General features: G+C 53.4%; 28 protein-coding genes. 10 read left to right on the forward strand and 18 right to left on the reverse strand.

Annotation, left to right across the window (positions count from 1 at the left end; genetic code table 11):
- Positions 1-8 precede the first annotated feature (8 nt).
- Complete coding sequence (locus EYB48_RS04465; RefSeq protein ID WP_162019108.1) at positions 9-656, forward strand: glutathione S-transferase family protein; 648 nt, start codon at positions 9-11, stop codon at positions 654-656.
- Positions 653-1,441: a spermine/spermidine synthase domain-containing protein gene (locus EYB48_RS04470; RefSeq protein WP_328823246.1), complete on the forward strand. Its 789-nt coding sequence runs from the start codon at positions 653-655 to the stop codon at positions 1,439-1,441. The genes EYB48_RS04465 and EYB48_RS04470 overlap by 4 nt, the downstream gene beginning before the upstream one ends.
- Before the next feature lie 15 nt (positions 1,442-1,456).
- Here the strand turns inward: EYB48_RS04470 and pabB are convergent, their stop codons facing one another.
- Positions 1,457-3,337: an aminodeoxychorismate synthase component I gene (gene pabB / locus EYB48_RS04475; RefSeq protein ID WP_328823247.1), complete on the reverse strand. Its 1,881-nt coding sequence runs from the start codon at positions 3,335-3,337 to the stop codon at positions 1,457-1,459.
- A gap of 244 nt (positions 3,338-3,581) precedes the next feature.
- On the opposite strand from pabB, the gene EYB48_RS04480 reads away from it, so the two are divergent.
- Positions 3,582-4,883 (forward strand): sensor domain-containing diguanylate cyclase, encoded by a 1,302-nt coding sequence (locus EYB48_RS04480; protein WP_162019109.1) that lies wholly within the window; start codon positions 3,582-3,584, stop codon positions 4,881-4,883.
- Here EYB48_RS04480 and EYB48_RS04485 read toward each other — a convergent pair.
- The 5 genes from EYB48_RS04485 to argB all read right to left on the reverse strand — a co-directional run bounded on the left by EYB48_RS04485 (position 4,877) and on the right by argB (position 9,268).
- Complete coding sequence (locus EYB48_RS04485; protein ID WP_162019110.1) at positions 4,877-5,332, reverse strand: Mpo1 family 2-hydroxy fatty acid dioxygenase; 456 nt, start codon at positions 5,330-5,332, stop codon at positions 4,877-4,879. The genes EYB48_RS04480 and EYB48_RS04485 overlap by 7 nt on opposite strands.
- A 173-nt stretch (positions 5,333-5,505) precedes the next feature.
- Positions 5,506-6,081, reverse strand: a complete 576-nt coding sequence (gene slmA / locus EYB48_RS04490) for a nucleoid occlusion factor SlmA (protein WP_162019111.1) — start codon at positions 6,079-6,081, stop codon at positions 5,506-5,508.
- A gap of 282 nt (positions 6,082-6,363) precedes the next feature.
- A complete protein-coding gene (locus EYB48_RS04495; protein WP_162019112.1) occupies positions 6,364-7,206 on the reverse strand; it encodes a PhnD/SsuA/transferrin family substrate-binding protein in 843 nt (280 codons plus the stop codon).
- 385 nt (positions 7,207-7,591) lie between these two features.
- Entirely contained in the window at positions 7,592-8,332 is a 741-nt protein-coding gene (locus tag EYB48_RS04500) for a pyrimidine 5'-nucleotidase (protein WP_162019113.1), read from the reverse strand.
- Positions 8,333-8,335: 3 nt separating this feature from the next.
- On the reverse strand, positions 8,336-9,268 hold the full coding sequence (gene argB, locus EYB48_RS04505) for an acetylglutamate kinase (RefSeq protein ID WP_230403863.1): 933 nt from the start codon (positions 9,266-9,268) through the stop codon (positions 8,336-8,338).
- 133 nt (positions 9,269-9,401) lie between these two features.
- On the opposite strand from argB, the gene EYB48_RS04510 reads away from it, so the two are divergent.
- From EYB48_RS04510 to EYB48_RS04530, 5 genes are all read left to right on the forward strand, one after another.
- The gene (locus EYB48_RS04510) at positions 9,402-9,962 is read left to right on the forward strand and encodes a sigma-70 family RNA polymerase sigma factor (RefSeq protein WP_162019114.1); all 561 of its coding nucleotides are present in this window, start codon (positions 9,402-9,404) and stop codon (positions 9,960-9,962) included.
- 67 nt (positions 9,963-10,029) lie between these two features.
- Positions 10,030-10,242 (forward strand): zf-HC2 domain-containing protein, encoded by a 213-nt coding sequence (locus tag EYB48_RS04515; RefSeq protein WP_162019115.1) that lies wholly within the window; start codon positions 10,030-10,032, stop codon positions 10,240-10,242.
- A complete protein-coding gene (locus EYB48_RS04520; protein WP_162019116.1) occupies positions 10,239-10,481 on the forward strand; it encodes a cysteine-rich CWC family protein in 243 nt (80 codons plus the stop codon). The genes EYB48_RS04515 and EYB48_RS04520 overlap by 4 nt, the downstream gene beginning before the upstream one ends.
- Before the next feature lie 52 nt (positions 10,482-10,533).
- The gene (folE, locus tag EYB48_RS04525) at positions 10,534-11,259 is read left to right on the forward strand and encodes a GTP cyclohydrolase I (RefSeq protein WP_162019117.1); all 726 of its coding nucleotides are present in this window, start codon (positions 10,534-10,536) and stop codon (positions 11,257-11,259) included.
- A 71-nt stretch (positions 11,260-11,330) separates the two neighbouring features.
- Positions 11,331-11,756 (forward strand): BLUF domain-containing protein, encoded by a 426-nt coding sequence (locus EYB48_RS04530; RefSeq protein ID WP_162019118.1) that lies wholly within the window; start codon positions 11,331-11,333, stop codon positions 11,754-11,756.
- A 117-nt stretch (positions 11,757-11,873) separates the two neighbouring features.
- Here EYB48_RS04530 and EYB48_RS04535 read toward each other — a convergent pair whose 3' ends face one another.
- Together EYB48_RS04535 and prs are read right to left on the reverse strand one after the other, a co-directional pair.
- Entirely contained in the window at positions 11,874-13,343 is a 1,470-nt protein-coding gene (locus tag EYB48_RS04535) for a nicotinate phosphoribosyltransferase (protein ID WP_162019119.1), read from the reverse strand.
- Positions 13,344-13,345: 2 nt separating this feature from the next.
- Positions 13,346-14,200: a ribose-phosphate diphosphokinase gene (prs, locus tag EYB48_RS04540; protein WP_162019120.1), complete on the reverse strand. Its 855-nt coding sequence runs from the start codon at positions 14,198-14,200 to the stop codon at positions 13,346-13,348.
- Positions 14,201-14,444: 244 nt separating this feature from the next.
- Here prs and EYB48_RS04545 point away from each other — a divergent pair, with 244 nt between their 5' ends.
- Positions 14,445-15,137, forward strand: coding sequence for an NUDIX hydrolase (locus tag EYB48_RS04545; RefSeq protein WP_202927669.1), 693 nt, complete (start codon positions 14,445-14,447; stop codon positions 15,135-15,137).
- Between the two features lie 65 nt (positions 15,138-15,202).
- On the opposite strand, the gene EYB48_RS04550 is transcribed toward EYB48_RS04545, so the two are convergent.
- The 5 genes from EYB48_RS04550 to EYB48_RS04570 all read right to left on the reverse strand — a co-directional run bounded on the left by EYB48_RS04550 (position 15,203) and on the right by EYB48_RS04570 (position 19,584).
- A complete protein-coding gene (locus tag EYB48_RS04550) occupies positions 15,203-17,185 on the reverse strand; it encodes a M48 family metallopeptidase (protein WP_162019121.1) in 1,983 nt (660 codons plus the stop codon).
- A gap of 28 nt (positions 17,186-17,213) precedes the next feature.
- Entirely contained in the window at positions 17,214-17,807 is a 594-nt protein-coding gene (locus EYB48_RS04555) for a LemA family protein (protein WP_202927670.1), read from the reverse strand.
- A 53-nt stretch (positions 17,808-17,860) separates the two neighbouring features.
- The gene (locus tag EYB48_RS04560) at positions 17,861-18,520 is read right to left on the reverse strand and encodes a BON domain-containing protein (protein ID WP_328823248.1); all 660 of its coding nucleotides are present in this window, start codon (positions 18,518-18,520) and stop codon (positions 17,861-17,863) included.
- Complete coding sequence (locus EYB48_RS04565; RefSeq protein WP_162019123.1) at positions 18,513-19,109, reverse strand: phosphoheptose isomerase; 597 nt, start codon at positions 19,107-19,109, stop codon at positions 18,513-18,515. The genes EYB48_RS04560 and EYB48_RS04565 overlap by 8 nt, the downstream gene beginning before the upstream one ends.
- Before the next feature lie 91 nt (positions 19,110-19,200).
- A complete protein-coding gene (locus EYB48_RS04570; RefSeq protein ID WP_162019124.1) occupies positions 19,201-19,584 on the reverse strand; it encodes a YraN family protein in 384 nt (127 codons plus the stop codon).
- A 48-nt stretch (positions 19,585-19,632) separates the two neighbouring features.
- Here EYB48_RS04570 and rsmI point away from each other — a divergent pair, with 48 nt between their 5' ends.
- Positions 19,633-20,553, forward strand: coding sequence for a 16S rRNA (cytidine(1402)-2'-O)-methyltransferase (gene rsmI / locus EYB48_RS04575; protein ID WP_162019125.1), 921 nt, complete (start codon positions 19,633-19,635; stop codon positions 20,551-20,553).
- Positions 20,554-20,596: 43 nt separating this feature from the next.
- Here rsmI and EYB48_RS19355 read toward each other — a convergent pair whose 3' ends face one another.
- Genes EYB48_RS19355 through mreC form a run of 5 tightly spaced genes read right to left on the reverse strand, consistent with a single transcriptional unit; the run spans position 20,597 to position 26,520 of the window.
- Positions 20,597-21,745 (reverse strand): septal ring lytic transglycosylase RlpA family protein, encoded by a 1,149-nt coding sequence (locus EYB48_RS19355; RefSeq protein ID WP_268895115.1) that lies wholly within the window; start codon positions 21,743-21,745, stop codon positions 20,597-20,599.
- Positions 21,746-21,755: 10 nt separating this feature from the next.
- On the reverse strand, positions 21,756-22,868 hold the full coding sequence (gene rodA / locus EYB48_RS04585) for a rod shape-determining protein RodA (RefSeq protein WP_162019126.1): 1,113 nt from the start codon (positions 22,866-22,868) through the stop codon (positions 21,756-21,758).
- Positions 22,869-22,870: 2 nt separating this feature from the next.
- Entirely contained in the window at positions 22,871-24,868 is a 1,998-nt protein-coding gene (gene mrdA / locus EYB48_RS04590; RefSeq protein WP_162019436.1) for a penicillin-binding protein 2, read from the reverse strand.
- A 27-nt stretch (positions 24,869-24,895) separates the two neighbouring features.
- Positions 24,896-25,414: a rod shape-determining protein MreD gene (gene mreD, locus EYB48_RS04595; RefSeq protein WP_162019127.1), complete on the reverse strand. Its 519-nt coding sequence runs from the start codon at positions 25,412-25,414 to the stop codon at positions 24,896-24,898.
- The gene (gene mreC, locus EYB48_RS04600) at positions 25,411-26,520 is read right to left on the reverse strand and encodes a rod shape-determining protein MreC (protein ID WP_162019128.1); all 1,110 of its coding nucleotides are present in this window, start codon (positions 26,518-26,520) and stop codon (positions 25,411-25,413) included. The genes mreD and mreC overlap by 4 nt, the downstream gene beginning before the upstream one ends.
- Positions 26,521-26,627 lie beyond the last annotated feature (107 nt).

Genomic DNA, 26,627 nt, shown 5'->3' on the forward strand with positions numbered 1-26,627 from the left:
GGAACATCATGTACACCTTGTACTACAGCCCCGGCACTGCCAGCATGCTGGTCCACCTGATGCTGCTGGAAACCAGTGCGGCACATCGTTTGCAGCTGGTCGATATCGACAAACAGCAGCAAAAAGATCCGGCCTATCTGCGTCTGAATCCCAACGGTGTGGTACCGACTCTGGTGCTGGATGATCAGCCATATACCGAAGCTGCGGCGATTGCCATGCTGCTGGCAGAGCGTCACCCTGAAAGTGCTTTGGCACCGGCGCGCGGCACGGTCGCCTATGATTTATGGCGTCAGTGGATGCTGTCGCTCAGCCATAATCTGCAAGCCAGTTTCCGGCTTTGGTTTTATCCGCAAGAGCTGGGCAATGCCAGCCATCCGGAAGCGCTGAGTCAGGCGATACAACAAAAAATCGCGCGCATCTGGGATCAGCTCGATCGCCATTTGAGCCAGCAGGGTCCGTATTTACTCGGCGAGCAATTTACTAGTGCCGATCTGTATCTGACCATGCTGATGCGCTGGTCGCGCAATATGCCGCATCCTGCAACCGAATGGCCAGCTTTACGCGCGCTGACTGCGCGTGTGGTACAGCGACCAGCCTGGCAGCGCATGATGGAAATTGAAGCGGTTGATCCCTGGCCCAGGGAAGTCCAGTCGTGAGCGGCGCGGAGCAAGCCTACCGCCAGGAGCAGCTGGAATCCGCTCCTGCCGTCACCATCCAGGAACACTTAGGCGTACGCACCCTGCATCTGTCATCGGATGCGATACAAGGTGCGATGCGGCTCGCCATGCCGAATCAGATAGAGCTGGAATATGTACAGCAAATGATGATGTGGCTGCTGTTTCGCGAACAGGCTGCGCATATCGTACAGTTGGGATTGGGAGCGGCGGCGCTGACTAAATTCTGTTATCACCAGTTTCCGCAGAGCCGGGTCACAGCGGTGGAACTGAATCCGGCCGTCATCACAGCCTGCCGCCAGCATTTTCGTTTGCCGCCAGATGATGAACGGCTGCAGGTACTGAACATGAATGCGCTGGATTACGTGAGCAATCCGGCTCATGCCGGCAGTGTCGATATCCTGCAAGTGGATTTATACGATGCGGCAGCGGAAGCACCTGCACTGTCCAGCCCGGCCTTTTATCAGGCCTGTGCCGATACCCTGAGTGCAGACGGTATGCTGACCGTGAACCTGTTTGGTAATCCGCGTAATTACCGGCAAAACTGCGATACCAATATCGCGGCCTTGGAGCAGGCTTTCGATGCGGTGGTCTGGCTGCCTATCGTGCATGATGCCAATACCATTGCGCTTGCATTCAAACAGGCGCCAGTGGTGGATTTTGAGGCTTTGTATGACCGTGCACTCAACATCCGTATGCAGACTAAGCTGCCAGCCGCCAAATGGGTCCAAGGTTTGCAAGCCTGGATGGCGGAAGTTAGTGCTTAACTTCAGTGCTTAATTTCAGCGGCTAACTTCTGCCGATATCAACTGCACACTAAACGCGCCGCGCAAGGCATTACACAACAGGATATGCGTGGCGCACTGCAGATCAGCGCCTGTCAGCGTTTGTTCACGCGCCGCCAGCTGCGCGTCCTCTAACAACACACTGCGCATCACGCCGGGTAACACACCATCCTGTAACGGTGGCGTCAGCCACTGGCCATCCACACACAAGAACACATTACTGCGTCCGCCTTCGGTAAGATGACCATGCTGGTTAAAAAACAGCATATCAAACGCACCCTGCGCTTCAGCCGCCTGCCAGGCCTGATCATAAATCTCGCGGCAGCTGGTTTTATGCCTGAGCAGTAGCTGGTCAGAGCGCATCACATGCGGCGACAGCATCACCTTAGGTACGTCCGGTAAGGCGCTCAGCACTGCAGTGTTGATAGTCCAGCTGCCATCCGGCTGCAGCTGGAATTTGACCCTGTGAGCGCACTCTGGCACCAACCCGGCGCAGGTCTGTTCCAGCGCCTGCTGCCAGCCTGACAGATCCTGTGCGATGCCAAAGTACGTGGCAGAATGCTGTAAGCGCTGCAGATGCCGTTGCAGATGGCGTACACCCTGTTCGCGCGTGGCATACATGGTTTCGAACAGCGCCAGCGGTGCCTGCAAGCCCGTCAGGAAACGTGCCTTGAGCTGACATTCAGCAAATTCTTCCGCCGCCACGCTGTCATACACGATGCCTGCGCCCACGCCCATCACACTGCGTCTGACTTGCCGGCCCTGCTGCAGTTCAGGTGCTGCGAGCTGCAGCGTGCGAATCGGCACCGACAGGCAGAAGTCACCAATTGCCTGGCCGGCTGAAGGTGGATCAAACCAGCCTATCGCACCGGTGTAGATGCCGCGTGCCTCCGTTTCCAGTTCGCGGATGATCTGCATGGTGCGGCGCTTTGGTGCGCCGGTGATGGAGCCGCAAGGGAATAAAGCTGTCAGCACTTCAGTCAGCGCAAGCCCGCTGCGCAACTGCGCCTGTATGGTGGACGTCATCTGCAACACGCTGGAAAAGCGGTTCACTTCAAACAAACGCGGCACAGTCACGCTGCCGGTTTCTGCGATACGGCCCAAATCATTACGCAGCAAATCTACGATCATCAGATTTTCAGCACGGTTTTTGCTGTCCGCTGCGAGCTCAGCGGCAATCTGCGCATCGCGCGTCGCGTCCCCCGTCGCAGCAGCAGTACCCTTCATAGGACGTGCCAGCAATTGCCCGTCCTGATGGCGGATAAACAGTTCCGGCGACATCGATAAGATCGCGCCACCATCGGGCAAGCGTATTAGCGCGCCATAGGGTACCGGCTGGCGTGCGCGCAGCCGCTGATACAGCGCAAGCGGCTCACCAAAACTGTCAAAATGCAGGCGGTAGGTGTAATTCACCTGATAGGTGTCACCGGCACGAATGTAATCCTGCACCCGCGCAATGGCTGCGCTAAAGCTGGCCTCGTCCACATTAGCGCGAATAGCCGCGATCCCCGCCACATCGCGGCTTTCCGGCTGTTGCTGCAGCCAATCCTGTACCTGTTGCGAGGTCAGATGCTGGCAATAGGAAAACAGCAGGATGCGCGACAGCGGCGCTGTTTCACGTGCTGCGATGCCGTGTAATTCTGCGCCGGTTTCGTACGACAGCAGGCTGATCGCATACAAGCCCTGCTGCAAAGCCTGCTCCAGCTGCTGCAGAAACAGCGGCCAGCTGGCCGCGTCGCGGCATTCGAGCACGCTGTGCAGTGTGTGATACAGACGGGAATCCGCCTGTGCAGATTGCGCATCATCGAGCAAGGCGAAACAGCTGGCGGCATTCATTTCAGCTGACATCGCATTCGTGGGGAGCGTAGTGGTGGTCACGGCATAAAAAAATCAGAAAAGTGGTACGCAGTTTACCTGCAGTTGCGCGATTGTGCAGCGCTGCTGGCGGCATCGGCCAGAGAGAATTTGACGCCAACCCGATAAGGGAAACTACGGATTGAGGTCATTTTTACAAATGATCATGTGACAGAGAAACCACAGCAAGGTATATTGCGCACGCAATTGCTAAATCAGCGCTTTGCTTAACAGCCATAATACCGTTACCGCCCTGCCAGAGTTTCACATGAATATACTTCCCTTCGGATTACCAGTCGGACTGAAGCTACTCCGCTACAATCTGATCTATACCATCGCTGCAGCGATGGCAGCATTGTTCAGTATCAGCCTGGTCAGTGTCGCTTTGATGCAGCAACATATGCGGGAAGAATTTCTGTTAACTGCGAAAACGCTGGCCAATAATCTGTCCGACAGCATCATTACCGGTGATTTGCGCGGGGTACAGAATCTGACGCTGAATGCAGCCCATGATAAGCGCATGCTTTCGATCGCCGTCTTCAATAAAGACGGTGCCGCCATCGTCGCCTGGGACAAGGGCAATCTGCTGAACCCGGATGGCATGAAGACCGTGGAGCTGACCACAGAGAGCGAGTTATCAGCTCAGCTGACGACCATGACGATACGTACCCCGGTCCAGGATTCGGTCGATGTACGTGGTCACCTGTATGTCGAAATCAGTCAGACTGCACTCTACCTGCATCTGCTGCTGATCCTGTTAGCAGGCCTGCCGTTCGCATTGGCCAGCGCTGTGGGTGCTGCTTACCTGCTGACCAAAAAACATCTGCAGACCTTGCAACCCGTCGCCGACCTGGCTTCAGTCTTAGAAAAATCTGCCACGCTGAATGACTACAGCCTGCGCGCACCGGCCGACCGGATACGCGACTTTGGCAGCCTGCATACGCATTGCAACCTGATGCTGGCAAGGATGGAAAGCTGGGAATCTGATCAGCACGCAGAGGCCAGAGAAAGACGCGATATGGAAAACCGTATCAGCATCCTTGAGAATCACGATAGCCTGACCAAGCTGCCCAACCGCCATTATTTCCACAAACTGATTACCAATTGCGTGGAAGAGGCGATTAGCAATAATGAGATGATGGCGCTGATGTTTATCGACCTTGATCAGTTCAAAACGATTTCGGATAAGCTGGGATATGACCTCTGCGATCAGGTATTGATCGCGATGTCTGAGCGTCTGATGGAAGTTTTGCGTAATACCGATACCCTGTGCCGGGTCGGTGCTGACGAATTTGCGGTAATCCTGCCAGCAGCTGGCCCGCTGGATACCGTGCGTCAGCTGGCGGAACGCCTGCTGCAGGCCTTGCGCCGGCCACTGATACTGAATGGCAGTTCACTACTGATCACAGGCAGTATCGGTATTTCATGCTGCCCTTTACATGCACATGAACAGCGCCTGTTCCTGCGCAATACCGATCTGGCATTGCAGGCAGCAAAAGCTGCTGGCCGCAATACCTGGCGCCTGTATGACCCGAACAGCGCGCTGCCAGACGCCAAAACAGCTCAATAGCTGATACCGAGACGACGGTACAACAATCCCAGCACAAACAAGGGACCCACCAGCAAAAACCGCAGGTCATCGAAAAACGAAGGTTTTTTTCCTTCTATGCGATGACCGATAAACTGTCCTATCCAGGCCAGCACAAAGACGGCGAGTGAAATTTGCCAGACGCCCTGTTGCGGCAATTGCTGCAAAACAGCCAGCATCGCGGCGGACATCAGCAACATCCCCAGCGCAAAACGGGTAGATAAAGAAAAGTAGTAAATCAGGCTGGTCATCACCATCGCGTAGGCTGCGAGCGGATGCAGCGCCCAGATCAGACCCAGCAAGGAAAATACGATAGCTGGTACGCAGACACAGTGTATTAATTCATTGGTGGGATGCAGATGACTCTCTGCGTATTTGCTGAGCAGTACATCGATTTGACGCCGTTTGGCGGGTAGTCCTGTGGTTTCCATGTTGTCTCCTGATAAGCCCGTCTGTGCAGGTTTGATCTTGAAATACGAACATTGCCTGTTTTTCAGACAATGCTCCCGATCATACTGGGGAATCGGAAACTATAGGGAGAAAACATTTCATGCGACGCAGCATGACACAAAGCAGAACTCTGCTTTGTGTCTGCGGCTGCAATTCAGTGCAATAAGATGGCGATTTGTAATGCAGCACCCTCGGTCGGGGACTGTTTAAAGCCGGTTTTGGCGTAGCGTAAGCAACGTCCAAATACCAGGCTGGTCAACATGTTGGCACGGGCAGCGGCTTCTGCATCAGCGATCTTACCCTGGCTTACTGCCAGCCGCAGCGCCTGGCGGAATGCCATTTCTATGCGGTCAGCAAACTGATTCATCCTGGCCTGCAAACGCTCATCTTCATTGACCAGCGCATCACCGGTCAAAACCCGGGTCATGCCGGGATTTTTTTCTGCAAAGTTCAGCAACATCTGGGCAATTGCCTGTGCCTGCAGAATGCCCTCTTCCTGTTGTTCAGTGATCTGATTGATCAGCCCGAACACCGAAGCTTCGATGAATTCAATCAGGCCTTCAAACATCTGTGCCTTACTCGCGAAATGGCGATACAGTGCCGCTTCTGACACCGCCACCCGGGCAGCTAAGGCTGCCGTGGTGATTTTCTCGCCTTTCGGATTTTCCAACATTGCTGCCAGCGTCTGCAAAATCTGTAGTTTACGCTCGCCGGGTTTGGTACTAGCCATTTTTCTCTGATCTGTTTAACTGGGTACTAAGTGTACGAAGAACATCCACACACCGTTCAGGTGCACGCATTTTCAGCTGTTCCGCTACTTGCTTCGGCAACCGGTACTGCCATCTGTAGCTGGCAGCATGAATCAAGCGGGGTTCCAGATTCTATGTGAAACCCACGGTCTGTGTGAAGCAATCTTGCAAACTTTAATTTTCCTGCAGTACTTGACAGCGCAGATTACAGCCAAATAAGGTAAAACCAAGCCAAATTTCAGCCAGTTTTCCTGGCTGGCCGCTTAGCGCAGGCTATAACGGCGATAAGCATTGACGTAGAGCTTAGGATCCACATCCACCACATTCTGCACACGGATATTCTGCAACACGGCTTTGTGTTCTGCATTATTCATCATGCTCATCACGGCCATGCGTAACTGATCCACCTGTTCGTCACCCATTTTCTTATTGGCTAGCATCACCCACGGTGCAGTTTTTTCACCATCGGCCAAAACAACGTGACCGGCAGCAGTCATTTTAGCGAACACAGTTGCATCGGATTTCACCACGCCGACATCCGCCATTTTGTTTTCCAATGCGAATGGAATGGTGGCTTGCAAATTGACGTTATACACAGTCAGTGCATCGGGATTCACACCCATGCCAGCCAGCATACGCAGCGCTTCACGCGTGATTTCGCTGTCAGCCGGTGGCATGGCAAAACGCAGTTTTTTCAATTCTTCAGGCGATTTAATAAACTTTTTCAGGCCAGGTGGTCCCATCAATACCGTCTGACTTTTCACGCCGGAATCCAGACCAACCACGGTGGTATAGCCCAGAGTCTGTATCGCCATACCAGCTACCGCATTCGGACGTGCAATCAGGATATCGGCCTGACGCAGAGGATCAGCATCAAACTGACGCGAAGGCGATAAGCCGGTTACCTGAACTTCACGTTTCAGATAGGTGCTCAGTACGCTGGCCAGTTGCTGGTATTTACGTGTGCTGTACTCGGACTCGCCACTGCTTGAAGTACCTTCCTGCACCACCATGCGCAGTGCAGGTGCCGCATTGACCAGTAAAGGTACGGAGGCACACAGGGCTAACAAGCTGGCGGACAGGGATTTAATTAAGTTTAATTTCATCGTCTCAATAAATTTTAAAAAAAATGGGCCACACCCGGTCAGAAATGCCGGGCGGGGTCGGATAATCAGGAGAATCAGCGTTTTGCGCGTAGGCGTACAGCGGGTCTGCAGCTTGCAGATAGGTGATTCTGAGGACAGCCGCAGTAACACGACAGCGATGTTGAGGCCAGGGTCGTCCGTGCTTGGTTTTGCCTTGCCGGAACGAGTTTGCGTCTGTCCAATCTGAATTTAATATTTCCACATGGAAATTTACAGAGCGAATTTTAAGGGATAAATCAAGCTTCTGCTCAAAATTTAAGCATTTTATTGTCACATGTCTGTTATAAGCCTGGTGTATGACTGTAACAAATGTTATCAATATTAATTCAAAGGCCGCAGGATGGCGCTAAATTCTTCCCACAGCACGTAATAAATGCCGGACTGAGGCATAGCGGTAATCGATACAAGCGGCACGATGCTGAGCAGGCGGGCGCTGTTGCTGCTGACGCGGCACATAGCCATGCAACAGTACCGTCTTCAGCCCTTCACGCTTGGCGGCACGCAGATTGTCGACGCTGTCTTCGACCAGGATGCAGTCACGCGCAGACCAGCGATGTCTGGCCAGCAAACGGCGTAAAAAAGGGCGGGATGGTTTAGGTTGCAGCTTGCCATGCACACGCATGGACTCGACCGCGATATGGTGGGAAAAATGCTTATGCAGCTTCAGATGCTGCAGCACCTGACGCGCATACTGTTGCGGGCCATTGGTCAGCAGGATTTTATGGCCAGGCAGTGCACGCAGGCGGCGCGCCAGGCCACGTTCGGCACGGATCATGGCAGGCAGATCATCGAACTGATGAGCTTGCTGTAAAAACTCTTCAGCCCTGACGCCATAATGGTTGACCATGCCCAGCATGGTCACGCCATAGCGCTGGTAATACAACTGGCGTAAGGCGTTGACACTGGCTTCGTCGTCCGGCTGGCCGGCAGCGCCCAGTACACGGGCGATGCAGGCATTCATATTACGGTTAATCTGCGGGAAAATCGCATGCGAGGCATTGTGCAGCGTATTGTCCAGATCGAATAACCAGATGCGGCGCCGCGCAGAAGCAGTGCTGCGCAAGGCCGCTTGCCGGACTACCAGCATGACTTAGTGGCTGCGGATCATGGTACCGAACGCCTGTTCGGTCAACACTTCCAGCAGCAGAGAGTGCTCGATACGGCCATCGATAATATGGACAGTGTTCACGCCCGATTTGGCGGCATCCAGCGCCGAGGAAATCTTAGGCAGCATACCGCCGGAAATGGTGCCATCAGCGAACATCTCATCGATTTCACGTGCTGACAAGTCCGTCACCAGATTACCCTGTTTATCCAGCACGCCGGGGATATTGGTCATCATGATCAGCTTCTCTGCCTTCAGGATTTCAGCGATCTTACCGGCCACCAGATCGGCATTGATGTTGTATGCCTGACCGTCTTCACCGAAACCGATAGGGGAAATAATAGGAATGAAGGCATCATCCTGCAGCGCTTTGACGACGGCCGGATTGATCGCGTCGATTTCACCGACATAGCCGATATCCAGCATTTCACCCGGATTTTCACGGTCAGGCATCATCATCTTACGTGCACGGATCAATCCACCATCTTTACCGGTCAGACCTACCGCCTGGCCACCGTAATGATTAATCAGCATCACGATATCCTGCTGCACTTCACCGCCCAGTACCCATTCCACCACTTCCATGGTTTCTTCGTCGGTGATACGCATGCCCTGAATAAAAGTCCCTTGCTTACCCATCTTTTTGAGCGCATTGTCGATCTGTGGGCCACCGCCATGCACCACGACCGGATTCATACCAACCAGCTTGAGCAAAATCACATCACGTGCAAAGCCGTGCTTCAGACGTTCTTCTGTCATCGCATTTCCACCGTATTTCACGACGATAGTTTTACCGTGAAATTTACGGATATAGGGCAGCGCCTCTGCCAGAATTTCTGCTTTAATAGCAGGCTCAACGCCAGCTAATTTATCGATAGGTGCGTTGGGTGCAGCCGCGTTTGGGTTCAAATCGCTCATAATGACGGTATCCTGAATATCATGAAGGGTAGGAACTCTGTTGACCGAGTAGCCTGATACGAGTTCTTGTTCGCCCCGAATTTTACAGGAAACTTCTGCTCAACCTGACGCAAATTCTGAAATCGCCGCCATCATGCCTTTGACCCGTCTGCATCAACAATTAGAAGAATTACGTCCGGCCTTGTTGCGCTTTGCTTTTTTACAATTGCGACAGGAGGCCGCCGCCGAAGATGCGGTGCAGGAAGCGCTGCTCGCGGTACTGGAAAAGCCGGACAGCTATGCCGGGCAATCCAGTCTGCGCACCTATGTGACCGGCATCCTGAAATTTAAGATCATCGACCATTTACGCGCCTCACAGAAGGAAAACCGGCTGGAGACCAATGAAGACGGGGATGACAGCGATCTGATCGATCAGCTGTTTCTGGCCAACGGACATACGGTATCGCAGCCGCAAGCCTGGGCACGCCCCGACAGCGAGCTGGAACAGAAGGATTTTTTCCGCGTACTGGAAGCCTGCCTGGAAAAACTGCCGGAAAAAACAGCCCGGGTTTTCATGATGCGCGAATGGCTGGAACTCGATACCGAAGAAATTTGTAAGGAATTGGGCTTAACTGCGTCTAATCTGTGGGTAGTGCTGTATCGCGCCCGGCTGCGGCTGCGTGAATGCCTGGATTTGAACTGGTATGCCCGCTAAAGCGCAGCTCTCAGCATTGCGTTGATTATTCACTCACCCCTAACTACTAACAAAATACAAGCAAGCCATGCGTATCCTACTCAGTTGCAAACAAGCGCATCAATTGGTGTCTGAAGGCATGGACCGGCGTCTGCCGTTCTCCGCACGTACCCGCCTGCAGCTCCATCTGTCTATGTGCAAGGCATGTACCAATTTCAATCAGCAGATGCAAAGCTTAAGACATGCCATGCGCGAATTGCCCAGGTACCTGGGCGCAGATCAGCGTCAGGATCCGCCATGAGCCAGTGTGCACGTTGTGCTGAGCCGTTTACCTGCGCCATGGCTGACCGGACCGGGCAGGATTGCTGGTGTGTGAGCCTGCCCGCCATCGATACCGACAGCCTGCAAATACTGGCGGCACGCGGTCTCAGCAGTTGCCTATGTCCACGCTGTCTGCCACAGGTACTGCAGGAGTTGAAAGAACAGCAGGAAATGCAGCAAGGACAGAAAGCGCAAGCGGAAAAAACACAAACAGATTAATTCAGTTACCATACGCGCTCTGGCAAATCGGCCTTCCTGATAGGAATTCAGTATGTCTAACGAGACCCCCATCGCTCCCAACGCAACGATCGCTTATAAAGCGGTCAATATCCCTGTGTCACAGCGCATACGCGAGCGCATCGTCGCCAGCAATACGCGCTTTCACGCCAATGACAATATCGCGCGCTTCATCGAAGCCGGCGAACTGGCTGAACTACAGGCAGAGGTAGAAGAAAAAATGCGCGCCGTGCTGCAAAGCCTGGTGATCGATACCGAAAGCGATCACAACACCCAGGATACCGGCCGCCGTGTCGCCAAAATGTTTATCAATGAAGTGTTCGGTGGCCGCTATGTGCCTATGCCATCCGTCACCGAATTTCCGAATGCCTCGCATCTGAATGAGCTGATGATCATCGGCCCGATCACCGTGCGCAGCGCCTGCTCACATCACCTGTGCCCCATCATCGGCAAGGTCTGGATAGGTGTGATGCCGAATGAGCATTCCAATCTGATCGGCCTGTCCAAGTATGCGCGCATCGCCGAATGGATCATGAGCCGTCCGCAGATTCAGGAAGAAGCCGTCGTGCAGCTGGCCGATACGCTGCAGGAAAAAATGCAGCCGGATGGTCTGGCGGTCGTGATGGAAGCCGATCACTTCTGCATGCACTGGCGCGGTGTGAAGGATTCCGAATCCAAAATGATTAACAGCGTGATGCACGGTTCTTTCCTGAAAGACCCGAATCTGCGCCGTGAATTCTTATCGCTGATCAAACGCTGAATCTGTTGGCCTGATACCGTATTTATGCGCTGATCCACTCTATTCCACGCTCATCCAGACAGGGAATTATCATGCTAGTCCGTTTGTTATATGCCAGCCGTCCGACCGAAACCAGTCCCTGCGACCTGGTGCAATCGATATTACAAGCTTCACGCACCCATAATCCGGCGCATGGCATCACCGGCGTGCTATGCCATACCGATCAGGTATTTATTCAGGTATTGGAAGGCGGTCGCGAAGCGGTCAATGCCCTGTACGGCCACATTTTGAAAGACACTCGCCACAAAGATGTGATGCTGCTCGATTATGAAGAAATCCAGGAACGGCGCTACCCAAGCTGGACCATGGGTCAGGCCAATATGGCGCGCATCAATCCATCTACCGTGCTCAAATACTCACCGCTGCCGGTGCTGGACCCCTACACCATGTCCGGCAAAATGCTGTTATCGCTGATCGACGAATTGATGGCGACGGCATCCATCGTCGGGCGTACCTGAGTACATTACGCATCCGGGCCGCACAAACAAAAAACAGGCTGCCTGCGGGCAGCCTCTTTTTTTGAGCGAATTACAAACGGAACTCCCCACGCAGACTCAGACGCAGATGGCTGCTGCTCACAGGCTCGCCGCTAACCTGGCTCTGACTTCTGCCAGCGTGACTTCGTTGAGCAGTTTGCCGTTTTCAAAGACTGGCACAAAGGCACAATGATTGACCTCGTCCCAGCTGGCCTGATCTTTGAGATAAAAATCACCGTCTTTGTCCTGGAAAACGGCGACCAGACCTTTTGCGGAATTTTTGGTACCGTCACCGGTTTTCGGTGCTTTGAAAATCTCGCGGTCTTCATCTGCAATTCTGGCGAAGGTCGCTTTGACGGCAAAGCCATCGGTATCACGGGTCACATGCTGGTAGGTATAACTGCCTATCCCGAACACCACATTGGTCGAGGCAAAGCCCTTGTCCTTGAGGCCCTGGCAAATCGCCGTGGCGCGCTCAATCGTAATCGAGTCGCCATAGATCAGGCCCACATGCGGATCGAGCAGCTTATATCCCTGCGCTGTTTCGGTTCCACCAAATACTTCCCACAGACATTCGATTGCACCTTTGAATTCGGGTGTACCAGCGGGGGCATCGGGGTCACCGCAGATCATTTTGACCGGGCAACCGGTATCTGGTCTGAAAACGACTTTGCCTTCACGTGCCAGAATCTGGGCTTTGAGCTTGACGGTGAAGTCGGTCATCACTTGCCAGAAATCCCAGGAGTCGGACACGATGCTGACGATGCCGGCCGGATAGATATCCTGAATCAGACGACGGAAAGTTTCCAGTTCATTGTCCATACCACCGGCACACATCACGGAGTGCTCGGTGGCGGCAACACTGCCACCCACCAGTTCCAGATCGCTGTTGGCACCGTAATAGTCTTCCAAAAAGTCGATAGCCGGTATGGTGTCGGTGCCGCTGAAGCTCAGTAAGTGTGCGGCACCGCTCATGGTCGCGGCTTCTGCACCATACATGCCACGGAAACTGAAATCATGTCCCTGCCAGGTCACGAAATCGAGATTGCCATCAGTTTCCTTCGCGTAGGCAGTCAGAATTTTTCTGTATTCATGCGCAGTGGTCGCACTGGTGCACATGCCCCAGACATTGGTCGACAAGATGGTTTCCAGGTAATTAGTGAGCCAGAAAAAGCGTTGGTCGGTGTTATAAATCACCAGGCATGGCACCTTGACCGGATACACAGTACCCTCAGGCAAAGCCAGGATTTTGATGGGCAGATACCCTAAATCATGCAGTTCTTCTATGTGCTTCGTTCCTACATTATTCGGGCCCAGATAATTATTGATTCGTCTTGAAAACTGGCGAACCACCGCTTCTTTGGGCTGCGCAAAAAAGTTTTCTTGCCAGGTCTTGATCAGGAAGTTTTTGACAAAATACTGCAAACCGAAGAACACCATTTCCTTGGTGTATTCCCTGCGTGTCGCACGGGCAGTCAGATTGCTGAAGATAATCTGTGTATTGTCAGGGTATTGACGGCGGTGATCGACTTTATAGCCATCTATAGCGGTAACCGGATTCAAATTCATTGTTATTCTCCTTGTACGGGCATGAATGCCCAAATATCTTTGACGATTAAAAAGTCAGAACTGCTCTGTGTCTGCATACTGTTGGTGGTGTAGACAGCATCGATGCCACTTTCCTGCAATTGACTGATTTGTGCACTGCCCTCGTAATGCGAGACTGCCAGCACAACTTTGGCACAGTGTTTGGCTTTGAGCTTTTTCGCCAGCTCGATGAAGGTACGGCCACCGGCACAGATATCGTCTACGATCAATGCGGTCTTCCCAGACAGATCGTCGCAAAACACTTCGGTTCCGACGATTGCGCCATTTTTAACATCACGAATTTTGTCAGCCCTGACCACAGGCAGTCCACCTAAGTAAGCGGACAATTCGAAGATCTTTTTATTCGAACCCGCATCCGGTGAAACCAGTGTGATATCAGTATTCAAGTCATCGACAACCGCCTTGATCAAACGGTGATTCTTGGTGATGTGTACCTGATTAAGCAAGGCACTGATCACGTCACTATGCGGGTCAAATATATGCACACTGCTGTAATGCTGGTGATTGACCAGGTCGGCATACACCTTGGCGGACAAGGGTTCACCCGGATTACAAACACGGTCTTGGCGTGCGCCAGGAAAATACGGCATGAACAAATGGATGTCATTCAATCCCTGACGTCGTAAGGCATCGGTGAACAACAGCAATTGCATCATCGATTGATCGCCGCTGTATTTGAATAATATCTGTACCGGCTTGTGCTCCAGCTGTGGCAGCTGGAAGTGGTGCTCACCGCTACGGAATTCAAACTGCTTATAGAGCACCCCTACCTGATCAAGGTTGGGCAAAAAATAGCGATATGAATTTGAACTGAGCATCGGAAATCCTTATTGACAGAAAGCGGAAACAGCATCCTCGTTATACAACTGTAATTCAAGAAGATTTACTTTTTGCCATAAACAGCAAACAGTGAAGCCATTATAGGCAACTTAGTTTAATATTGCAACTAACTGTTTTATTCTAAACACAGTGCGGGTGACTTACTATTTTTCCCGGGAAATGCGAAGTGATTTGTGTCAGAGGTAATTGTCGGATAACAATACAGGTTATACATGCAGAGTCATGACAACGGAGAAAACGGAGAATTCGGTGAGTGAAGTGATTTGTACGGTAGATGTCGTCTTATTGACCCTGGATGAGACAGGCTTGAAAGTCGCATTATTGCAGCGGGATAAGCCACCATTTCAAGATAGCGCCACCCTGCCCGGTGGATATATTCACGCCGAAGAAGATGCAGATACGCATGCGGCGGCATTCAGGGTGCTCAAGCAAAAAACTGGCATAGACGCCCCTTATCTTGAACAATTGGCGACGTTTTCCGGGCCGAAACGTGATCCGCGTGGCTGGTCGGTGTCGATCGCCTATTATGCGCTGGTACCGTTTGACGTGATTGAACCGGCCTGCTCATCCGGCCTGAATCTGGTGAGTGTTGACGCCACCATGTCACTGCCTTTCGACCATGACACCATTCTGGCAGCCGCAGTCGCACGCTTGCGCAGTAAAAGCCAGTATTCCTCTTTGCCCTGCTATTTGCTGGGACAGAGCTTCACCCTGCCACAGCTACAACGGGTGTACGAAGCGCTGCTTGGTGAAGCGATTAACAAGGTGAGCTTCCGCAGAAAGATGACTGAAATGGATATGCTGGAAGCCATCGATGGACAATTTACCGCGTCCGGTGCGCACCGGCCAGCGCAACTGTACCGGCTCAAATCCAGCTATCTGCAGGCACTGCAAATGCTGAAGCGCGGCTTGTGATAGTCACTTTCAAGCGCAGTAAAGCAGGGATAAGCAGCACTCCCCTGCTTTGCGCAATTACTGCTTCAACGCGCCAGCGCGTCGCGCATGCTTTGCAGATCGGGGATAGGCACATCGATGGCGGCGCATACGCCGCGCAATAATTCCTGCTTGCGCTGATCATCCAGTCCCTGCTGTGCCTGAATGGCAGCCAGCATGGCGCGGATTAGCAAGGGTTTGGCGAGCGGTGCCAGCTGATTAAGCTGCGCCAGCGCCCGCCTGACTTCCTGATAATCGAGCTGACCCGGCTGAGCGAATTCGCGCAAATCGGTGGTTTGCAAACGCAATGCCGGTAACACCGCACTGGCAGCAGCAAAACCCTGCGTGCGCTGGCTTCCACTGCCGCTGAGCAGCAGCGAAATCAGCAATGCGGTTTCGCCTTTAAGCATCGTCAGATCGGCGTAACGCACTTTCACCGCACGCGCAGCATTCGGACTTAAGCGACGTTCCAGCACAGTTTGTAGCACGAACTCATTTTCACTGAGCTTGCCATCGGCGCCGGTCAATTGTGCGACCAGTTGTAGCAAACTGGCTTTTTGCTGTTCAGAGCAGGATTTGAGTGCAGGCATGGCCAGATCTATCCAATGCAGACGTGCACTGTTACCGCTATTGGCAAGCGCGATCTGCAAAGCCTTGACCTGCACAGCGAGTTCAGGTGCCGCTTGCTGTATGTATTGCCATTGCAGCTGATACGCCTGTAATTGCGTCACATCCAGCAGCAAAGCACACATCAGCGCACGTGCAGATTGCGGTTCACGGCAGGCGGATTGCAGCAAACTCATATCGTCTGTGCCTGACACTGCAGTTTGTGGATAGGCGGCACCCGATGCGGCTGTAGCGCTGCCGTGATGTCCCCATTGCACATTCTGGTTGCCACCTGATGGGAAGGCTGAGGCTGAGGCTGAGACTGGAGCTGAAGCTGCGGCGGCGAAACCGGATGCGGCCGCCGGTGTATCACCAAACTCGTTGTCGTTCAGTTCTTCGGCCTGTACAAAACGTACCTGACGGCCGTACACGCGTTGCAGCCGCTCTTCCAGCGGTGGATGGGTGGCAAACAGGCCTGACAGAAAATTAGGTCTGGCTGCACCCAGGAATAAATGCGATAACTGTTCAGCGCGCTGACTCTCGATACGTGAGCCACAGCCAGTTTCTTCTGTCAGGCCACCTATCTTTTGCAGAGCACCACCTATGCCCTGAGGATTACGCGTGAACTGGACTGCGCTGGCATCGGCCAGAAATTCACGCTGGCGTGAAACGGCGGACTGGATCAGGCGACCAAAGAAAATGCCCAGATAACCAAGTACAAATAACACCACGCCAGCAGCCAGCATCACCAGACCAATAGGCGGCCCTTTGTCATCACGACTGCGCGAGCCACCGAAACGTGCACCCCATTCGATCAGCCCACGGCCAAACAAGGCCAGCATCTGGATGCCGAATAAAACTCCGATTAACTGGATATTCATGCGCATATCGCCATTCAGGATATGACTGAATTCATGCGCCACCACGCCTTGCAATTCATCCCGCGTCAGTCTGTGCAAAGTGCCGCGCGTGACCGCCACCACTGCCTCGTTCTGGTGATAACCGGCAGCGAAGGCATTAATCGCATCTTCTTCATCGAGCAGATACACGTTCGGACAAGCGATACCGGCTGCGAGCGACATTTCCTCAACCACGTTAAGCAAACGACGCTCGTGAATATCACGTGAATCAGGCGCAACCAGCCGACCACCAGCCATCTGTGCCACCGCATCACCACCATCGCGCAGACGGAACATTTCAAACGCGGTACCGGCACCTATGCACAACAATACCGCGGCCGAGGTCATCAGATAAAAACCGGCTGGCAAGCGGCCGCCGCCCGGGGTTCCGGCGCTATACCATTGCCACAGCAAGGCCAGGCTCAGATTAATGGTGATCACGATGGCAATCACCGCGAGAATAAAAAGAAAAATCAGCTTCTTACTCTCACGGTGAGCGTGATCCTGCTGTTCGAAGAAATTCATAGGCTATCGCGCCAGTGTCAGGATGGGATCAGAACGACACTTTGACTGCTTTACGCTCTTCCGGTGCCTCAGTCGCCTGTAACAGTTCAGCGGTATGAAAGCCAAACATACCGGCAATCACAGAACCCGGGAATTGTTCGGCACTGGTGTTGTACTGCATGACGCTGTCGTTATAGGCCTGACGGGTGAACGCGATTTTGTTTTCGGTACTGGTCAGCTCTTCGGTCAGCTGTATCATGTTCTGATTTGCCTTCAGGTCAGGATAGGACTCCGACAGCGCGAACATCTTACCCAGCGAAGCCGTGAGTGTGCCTTCTGCTGCGGCCAGTTGCTGCACTGAGGCGCCATCGGCCGGGTCCAGCACCGCTTTGCTGCTGGCACTGACTGCCTGATTACGCGCGTGGATCACCGCTTCCAGCGTTTCGCGCTCATGCTTCATATAGCCTTTTGCGACTTCAACCAGATTCGGGATCAGGTCATAGCGACGCTTGAGTTGCACGTCGATCTGGGCAAAGCTGTTTTTAAAACGGTTACGCAAACCGACCAGGCGGTTGTACACACCGATGACCCAAAATGCCAGTACAGCCAGGATAACGAGAATCACGATCAATGTAGTCATCATACGCTCCATGCAAAAAGTAAAAACCGATGCGCTGGCATCGGTTCAGAAATCTATCAGTTGTTAGTCGTTGTGCTCGGGTTGGTATTCGGTTTCACCGTCATTTCCTGCAGCTCGGCTTCAGAAATGTATTCGAATACCTTCACCACTTTCCTGACGCCGCTGATGCTGGCTGCTACCTGAGCGGCACGATCGCCTTCACGCTGGGTCACACGTCCCATCAGAAACACGACACCGCCTTCGGTAACGACTTTGAAGGCACTGGCAAACATGTCTTTGGTATCGACGAAAGTGGCTTTCACCTTGGTGGTGATCAGCGCATCATTCGAACGCGAAGACAGGCTGGAAATACCGGATACCTGCAACTCATTCATGACAGAGACCACGCCTTCGACTGCACGCATTTCGTTTTCAGCACGCAGGCGCGCTGCCTCATCGGCGACCTCACCTGTCAGCAGGGCACGGCGGTTGAAGGCATTCACATTGACATGCGCGCTATCGCCGAGTGCTTTGGAAATACGCACTTCACCTTTAAAGACGATACTCTTGTCTTCCGTCTGGGCACCGAAAGTACGGCGGTCAGTGGCGGCAAAGGTGCCCATCACGGCACTGCCTATCACCAGTTCCACACAGCCCTGCAGACTGGCTGCAGCAGCCAGGCACAGGCTAATGGTGGCGACCGGGCGCGCCAGAGTTTGCCATTTAGTTTTAGTCATCCACATCTCCTCCAAACAGCGCGGAATCTATCCCGTCGCATAAACAATGTATCGTCAGCAAATGTACTTCTTGGATGCGCGCGGTTCTGTCATGCGGCACACAGATATGTACATCGGCATCGCTGAGCAGCTGATTCACCGCGCCGCCGCCTTTACCGGTCAGCGCCACAACCCGCATATCGCGCTCCAGTGCAGCATTGATCGCATTGATCACGCTGACTGAATTACCGGAAGTGGTGATGGCGAGCAGGATGTCACCGGACTGGCCGAAAGCCTGCACCTGCTTGGAAAACACTTCCTGAAAACTATAATCATTGGCCACCGCCGTCAAAATAGAACTATCGGTAGTCAGCGCCATCGCTGGCAGCGGCAGGCGCTCACGTTCGAAACGCCCGACCAGCTCAGCTGCAAAATGCTGGCAATCAGCGGCGGAGCCGCCATTACCGCAAGCCATAATCTTATTGCCATTAGATAGCGCCAGGAACATGAGTTCCACGGCCTGCTCTATAGGCTGCGCCAGCTCTTCGGCTGCACGCATTTTTAATTCGGCACTTTCTTTGAAGTGCGCCACAATTCTTTGATTCGTCATAATGAGTCGGATTCAGGCATGACACCGGTTGTTACGGGCTTGGACAACATGCAGTCCAAAGCAGTTCCATCTGGCGACCATCCCGGGATTATTAAAGGACGACGTTCTGTAACCACGTGATTTTACCCGCTTCTATGGCAATTACGTCAAAACGGCAGGCAGGTTGTGAACGAAGCCCCATCAGGTACACCTGGGCAGCATGTTGCCACTTCCTTTGCTTGGCCGGAGTAATGCTGGCCAAAGCCCCGCCAAAGCTGGCTGAGGCACGGCTGCGTACCTCCACAAAGACCAGTGTCTCACGGTCTTGCATGATCAGGTCGATTTCTCCGCCCTGACATAGAAAATTCTTTTGCACCAGCCGCAGCCCGGCCTGCTCCAGATGGGCTAAGGCCAGCGCCTCACCGGCATCACCACGCCGGCGCTGCGGCGTTCTGCGGTCCGGTGCAGCAGTTTGCGGTCGGGTTTCTCGCTTCATGTCGTACAATGCCTGATTGAGCGTTTGATTTCACAGAAATGGACAGTTATGAGCCTCACTGAATCCACCCCATTCACACACCCTACCTTAATCGAAGCAGTCACCCGACAGCAATATCCTGCCGGTACTTTTTACGTGGTTGCGACACCGATAGGGAATATTGCCGATATTTCGCTGCGCGCGCTGCATCTGCTGTCGCTGGCTGACGCGATTGCCTGTGAGGATACGCGCAATACCGCGCAATTACTGAGCCGTTACGGCATACAAAAACCGCTGATCGCGGCGCATCAGCATAATGAGCGTGAAGTCGCAGGCAAAATCCTGCAACGCCTGCAAGCTGGAGAACGCATCGCACTGGTGTCGGATGCAGGCACGCCCGGTGTTTCAGACCCGGGTGCCAAAATCGTCAATGAACTTAAAGCAGCTGGTATTCCGGTCACGCCACTGCCCGGCGCCTCGGCCGCGATATCGGCCTTATCCGCCAGCGGTCTGCTGGATGAGCATTTTTACTTCGCCGGTTTTTTACCCAGTAAAGCGGGACAGCGCACCAGCATCCTGCAACAGCTGGAGAGCATGCAGGCCAGCCTGATTTTTTACGAAGCGCCGCACCGCATCGAAGAATCAGTACAAGCCATGTTGGAAGCGTTCGGCGGCGAGCGCCGCATCGTATTTGCGCGTGAATTGAGCAAGCTGTTTGAAGAAATCCATCGTTGCCCTTTAGCGCAGGCGCCTGGCTGGCTGGCGGCTGACCCGCATAGGCTCAAGGGCGAATATGTGCTGATTATCGAAGGCAAGGCACAGGCGGAACAGGCCGATCAGCTGGAAGCACGGCGCGTGCTGCAAATTCTGCTGCAGGAATGTCCGCTCAAACAAGCTGCCAGCCTGGCGGCGCAACTGACTGGTCAGAAAAAAAATGCCTTGTACCAGCTCGCGCTGAGCATGAAATCAGAGGCTGGCGAAGAAGAGTAATTCCTGATCGTGACCATAAGCGCCACGCCACTTGGCGGCCTGATCAGCGCTGTATCACAATAGGCCGCCCTACCCCGAGATCGCCGACTTGCGCTAACACTTGCTGGGCCTCGGCACGGCTATTGAACGGCCCGCTGAGCAGGCGGTAGAGACTACCCTGCTGCACAATATCAAAGCCCGGCAAGCGATTGTCTGCCTTGCCTTTCAGATGTCCCATGATGTTTTCTGCATTCGCCCGTATCGCATAGGCGCCGAATTGCAGATAAAAGCCGCTGGTAGCTGGCGTAGCAGCAACCGTACTGAGTTTTTCTACTGGCCTGCCATCCTGTGCTGTATTTAAGGCTTCCATATTCACGCTGGCCGGTGCTGGTACCGGTGAGGTACTGACCACGGCTGCCGCTTCCGGCACACGCACAGGAACTGTGTTATTCGCCAGCACGGATGCGGGCTGACTGACTGGAACGGCTTGATTTTTGCGGTTTTCTGCCATGCGTTCTATGTCGGCTGGCAGCAGGCGTTCGACTTCGATCTGACTACTGCCCTTACCCAGAATTTGCAGCTTCAGTGCAGCAGTATAAGAGAGATCGATGATGCGGCTGGCATGAAACGGACCACGGTCATTAATGCGTACAATAATTTGCTTGCCATTGCCCAGATTGGTCACGCGCGCGTAAGACGGGATAGGCAGCGTAGGATGGGCGGCAGTGATTTTGTACATGTCATACGGCTCGCCCGATGAGGTACGCTGACCATGGAATTTTTTGCCATACCAGCTGCCTACGCCGCGCTGGATAAAGGGCGTGGTGCTATCGGCAATCGGGGTATAGGTTTTGCCAAACACCACATAGGGTTTATTGGCGCTGCGCGAAAAACTCTCGACCATCGGAATCGGATCGACCGTGAATTCCAGGCCTTCCGGTGGATTATCGCCCGGACCATCATCCTTGTAATAACCACCCTTACCCGAATTCGCTTTTGGCAGTACCGGTGTGCCGGAAGGCTTAGCCGTGACCGGACGTGTTTCCTGCACCGGTGCCGGGGCGTGTGGCGTGCTGCCGCAAGCAGTCAGCAAAGCCGCACTCAGCACCATCAGAGCCGGGGCAATATGCTGCTGCATAAGCGCGTAGGGCAAAGTCTGGCAAGGCACAGTCACTGGACCGGCGCTGGTTTGCAAGGGTGATCGCTGTATCATGTATGCCCCATCATGTCTGCACCAGTTTACGGTTACGTTGTACGCTCATCATCATGCCTGCCGCCATTCCCAGTGTCACCAGTGCGGTGCCACCGTAACTCATGAAAGGCAAAGGCACACCCACCACCGGCAAAATGCCACTGACCATGCCCATATTCACAAAGGCATAGGTAAAGAAAATCATGGTGATTGATCCAGATAGTAAGCGGCTGAACAGCGTAGGCGCATTCGCGGCTATCATCAGGCAACGTATGATGAGCAGAAAGTACAAAGTCACCAGAATGGCATTGCCGACAAAGCCAAACTCTTCCGAGAACACGGCGAAAATAAAGTCGGTGGTATGTTCAGGAATAAATTCCAGATGGGCTTGCGTGCCCTTGAGCCAGCCTTTGCCTGTCATCCCGCCTGAGCCCAGCGCAATGGTGGACTGAATAATATGAAAGCCCTTACCCAGCGGATCACGGGTTGGGTCCAGCATGGTCAGCACGCGGTCGCGCTGGTAATCATGCATCAGATAAGGCCAGACCAGAGTAGGCATCACCACCGCAGTAAAACCTAATACGGACAATAAGACTTTCCAGGATAAGCCGGCCAGAAAAATGACGGTAAAACCAACCGCGACCACCAGCAAAGCGGTTCCCATATCGGGCTGTTTAGCAATCAGCGCAACCGGAATACCGAGTATCACGCTGGCGATCACGAAATCCTTGACCCGCAAAGCGCCTTCGCGTTTTTGAAAATACCAGGCCAACATCAGCGGCGTCGCAATTTTCATCATTTCTGAAGGCTGTATCACCATACCGACATTAATCCAGCGGCGGGAACCTTTCTTCACCATGCCGAACATGGCAACGGCCAGTAACATCGCGACACCAAAGGTATAGATAGGGATAGCAAAGCGCATCAGGGTTTGCGGCGGTACATTCGCCACCACCCACATGATAAAAAACGATACCACGATATTGCGCATCTGATCTTCCACCCGTCCCGGGAAATCCATACCAGCGGAATACAAAGTAATCACGCCGCAGGAAAGGATCAGAAAAATCAATATCGCCAACGGTGCGTCAAACACCATCAGGCGGGAGCGCAATGCGCGCCAGTGAACACCATGATTATTCATGCTTAATCCTTGTTTCCCAGAGTTTCACCACCGGGTTTCGGTCCCGGCTCAGGCTCTGCAGGCGCTTTGACTTCGGTATCGGAGCGATATAAGGCCATGTCGCTTTGTGGCTTAGGCAGAGGCTGAGGATCTTTACGCTCTTTATCCTGCGGGCGTTTGCCCAGCAAATAATAATCGAGAGCCTTGCGCACGATAGGCGCTGCCGCTTCCGAACCGAAACCACCATTTTCTACAATGATCGCGATCGCGATCTTCGGTTTATCCGACGGCGCAAAAGCGATGTATAAAGAGTGATCGAGATGACGAGCGGCCATGCGCTTGGCATCATATTTTTCGTTTCTCTTCAGTCCCACCACCTGCGCGGTACCGGTCTTACCGCCAGACTGATATTCAGTATTGGCAAATACCCGTGCCGAGGTTCCCTCTTTCACCACACCGACCATCGCATTTTTGACGATATCGATATTTTCCTGCTTCAAGGGAATGCGGAAGCTTTCTTTGGGCACCGTCAGCTCGCGTTCCTTAGTTTTAGGGTCTTCGATAATCTTGACCAGATGCGGCTTCATCACGATGCCGTTATTGGCCAGGGTTGCCATTGCATGCGCCATCTGCAAAGGGGTGAAGGTGTTTTGCCCTTGCCCGATCCCGAGCGAAATCGTATCACCCGACACCCAGCGTTGCTGAGCCGGCTTCTTGAAGGCCTTGCGCTTCCAGCTGGTGGAAGGCAGTAAGCCAGAACGCTCATGCTCCAGATCGATGCCAGTCTTCTGACCGAAGCCGAAAGGCTTCATGAAGTCATGCATGGCGTCGACCCCCATGTCATTGGCCAGCATATAGTAATAGGTATCGCAGGAATGCACGATGGATTTATACATATCGACCATACCGTGACCACCAGGCTTATCGTCTTTGAAGGTATGATTACCGAAAGTGAAATAGCCGGGATCAGCGATAGCCTGATTCGGTGTGCGCTTACCGAGTTCCAGCGCGGCCAATGCCATGAAAGGCTTATAGGTCGAACCCGGCGGATAGGCACCAGTCAGCGGGCGGTTCAGCAGGGGCTTGTCTTCGGAGGTGTTGAGCTCATTCCAGCTTTGCTGGTCGATACCCTCCACGAACAGATTCGGATCGTAGGTCGGTTTAGAGACGAAGGCTAACACATCGCCGGTTTCCGGTTCGATCGCGACCAGTGCGCCGCGACGATCACCGAAGGCCTCTTCCACCACTTTCTGCAATTCGATATCGACCGAGAGGATCAGGTTTTTACCCGACATCGGCGGTGTGCGTGACAGCGTGCGTACCGCACGGCCACCGGCTGAGACCTCCACCTGTTCAAACCCTGTAGTCCCATGCAGCAGGTTTTCGTAACTCTTCTCCAGCCCTTCTTTACCAATGTAATCGGTACCATTGTAGTTGGCTGCGTCTTCACGTTCGTCGATCAGTTCTGCATCTTTCTGACTGATGCGGCCTATATAACCGATGACATGCGAAGCCGAATCGCCTTGCGGATATTGGCGGAACAGGCGGGCCTGAATATCAACACCCGGAAAGCGAAAACGCTGCGCGATAAAGCGTGCCACCTCATCATCGGTGAGCCGGGTACGGATAGGCACACTTTCGAAGTTCTTGGAATCTTCCAGCAGCTTACGGAAACGCTTGCGATGCTTGGGCTGAATATCGACCAGCTCAGCCAGGTTATCGATCAGCGTGTCCATGTCCTGCTTAATCTTGGACGGTGTAATTTCCAGCGTATAGGCCGAGTAGTTACGCGCCAGGATCACGCCATTGCGGTCCATGATCAGACCGCGGTTAGGCACGACTGGCACCACATCGATACGGTTTTCATCTGCCAGCAACATGTAGTCATCATGCTTGATGACCTGAAGCCAGACAAAGCGCGAAATCAGCAGGGCGAAACAGAAAAAAACAAAGACGCCGATAAAAATCAGGCGCATACGGAAGAAGTAAATCTCGCGTTCCGTATTCTTAAGTTCATTCATCATGATTCAGGTCGTTTCCAGGCAGACTCAGATTGGACGTGTGTCATCTTTGTCGATGGCGCGACGCTGCGGCGCGAGTAACAGATAACCGGCTATTGGCCACAGCGCGGTAGTGACCAGGCTCTGTGCAAAATACAGCCAGCCCGGAAAATGCGCATCTGGTGCAACGATCAGACGTACTGCAATCTGCAGACTCTGTACAAATAAAAACAGCGGGAACACATGCAGCGCTTGCGTCAATGGAGCGAACCACAATACGCGGCGATGAATAGTAATCGCGAAAAAAGATAACAAGGTATAGGCCAGTGCATTTTCACCCAGATGAATCGCATCATGCACATCCATCAGCAAACCCATCGCAAACGCCACGCCTATGCCGACTTTACGCGGTTGATGAATAGTCCAGAATACCAACACCAGCGCCACAAAATCCGGCACCCCCATGGCGGAACCCCAGGGCAGGAAATTGAGCAGGAAGGCAAATGCAAAACTGAAGGCGATAAACAGCGGATTCACCGGCAACAGGATGTAATGCGGGTGGGTCATTTCGGCGCATCCTTTCTTTCATCTTTGCCGCTCACTTTAGCTGCCGCTTCTTTTACCGGCAATGCAGGAGTATTTGGGGTCGGCGCTGTGGCAGGAGCAGCAGGTTTCACGCTATCAACTGGCGGCGACTGCGCCTCACGCGAGGCTGGCTGTGCGGCCGGATTCTGATCAACGGGTTTGATATCGTTCGCGACTGGCAGACTGTCGCGTGTAACACGACGGTTAATTTTTTCTTTTTTGGCGCGCACGTCTTCGGTATCCGGCTTGGGCAGATTATCCATCGTGACCTGCAATACCAGTAACTGCTTATTGCGATCGACACCAGCGGCGGGCAGGCAGATGATGTTTTCAAAGGTCGAACTCGCTTTGTTTTCCACCTGCTCGACCTTACCAACCGCCAGACCTGGCGGATAAATGCCGTCCAGACCGGAAGTCACCAGCAGATCGCCCTTTTGTACGTCGGCATTGGCGGTCATGCGCATGTCCAGATACGGCGACTGACCACGGCCATAGGCCACACTGCGCAAGCCATTGCGCAATATCTGTACCGGTATCGCCTGATTTTTGTCGGTCAGTAAAGTGACCTCTGCTGTCAGCGGAAACACCCGCGTCACCTGACCGACCACACCCTGATCATCGATCACCGGCTGGCCAGTTGCAATCCCATCCTTGATACCACGATCGACGATGACCTTGCGGGTAGCAGGATCACGTGCATCGTAGATAATTTCTGTCAGCACCGACTTAACCGGCTGGCGTTCACGCGCATCCAGCAAGCGGCGTAAATGGGCATTTTCTGCCTGTAACTGGGCACTCTGCTGCAGAGCATCGGCATGTTGGGTCTGTTGGCGTCGTATGCGTGCATTTTCTGTCTGCAGTTCGCTGCTGCTCACAAAATAATGCGAAACATCACGGACGGCCTGGCTCGGCAGCACAGCCAGCATCTGAACTGGATACAACACGGTACCGACTACCTGACGCACCAGGTTCAGTGACTTGAGACGGGAATCAACAACTAACAGGAAGATCGCCAGAACAGCAAAAAAGATGGCGCGGGCACGCGCTGATGCGCCTTGTTTGAAAAGTGGTGGCGGACTGTAATCCATACTGTATCCATCAACTAAAACCGGTTTGCCCGTCCCGACCGCAGTACAGCCAGTGCAGTCTGCGCTCCTGAAAGCAAAAAGCCGACAGATCAGCAGCCGGCTCTGCA

The organism is Cognatundibacterium crateris, from assembly GCF_010078235.1.
GTDB classification, from domain to species: domain Bacteria; phylum Pseudomonadota; class Gammaproteobacteria; order Burkholderiales; family Burkholderiaceae_D; genus Undibacterium; species Undibacterium crateris.